The organism is Streptomyces apricus (assembly GCF_008369065.1).
Taxonomy (GTDB): Bacteria; Actinomycetota; Actinomycetes; order Streptomycetales; family Streptomycetaceae; genus Streptomyces; species Streptomyces apricus.
On the sequence record NZ_VDFC01000275.1, the window covers coordinates 1 to 682 of the forward strand.

Consider the following 682-nt stretch of genomic DNA (forward strand, 5'->3'; position numbering starts at 1 on the left):
ACGCCCCCGAGCCCACCGCCCTGCCCCCGGCGGACCCGGACGACCTCGACGACCTCGTCGCCGACACCGTCCTGGACGGAGCCGAGTACGGCACGAGCACCCTCCGCGCCGTCTCCGTACGCGGCGACTCGGCCCGCTACCGGGGCGAACCCCGCAGGGACTCCCTGCTCACCGCCCGCTTCGGCGCGGGCGACACCGCCCTCGTCCTGGTCGCCATGGCGACCGGCGCCCGCGCCACCCCCGCCGCGCACCGCGCGGCGGCCGAGGCGTGCCGCTGGATCGGCCGCGCCGTCGGCCGCAGCCACGCCCGGCTGGCCGAGGACATCAGGGCCGCCCGCCGCGGCGACCTGAAGTCGGGCCTGCACCGCCTCACCGACCGCAGCCTCGGCAAACTGCGGGCCAGCGCCGCCGAGCAGGGCGTGGAGCCCGAGGAGTACACCGCCGGCCTGCGCTGCCTCCTGCTCCCGGCCGACCCCGAGTGCCGTACCCGCGTCTTCTTCGGCGTCGGCCCGGGCGGCCTGTTCCGGCTGCGGGACGGCGAGTGGCAGGACCTCGAACCGCGCGTCGCCGACACCACCGGCGAGGCCGTCGTCGGCTTCGGATCGCTGCCCCACGAGACCCCCGACAGCGACCGGCTCACCATGGACCTGAACATCACCACACCCCCCAGCCCGTACGAGCC

At 77.0% G+C, this 682-nt stretch carries 1 protein-coding gene; it reads left to right on the plus strand.

What is annotated here, in order from left to right; all coding sequences use genetic code 11:
• Positions 1–682 (plus strand): protein phosphatase 2C domain-containing protein (locus FGF04_RS39655; protein ID WP_149516223.1); only part of this gene is annotated, 682 nt, incomplete at both ends.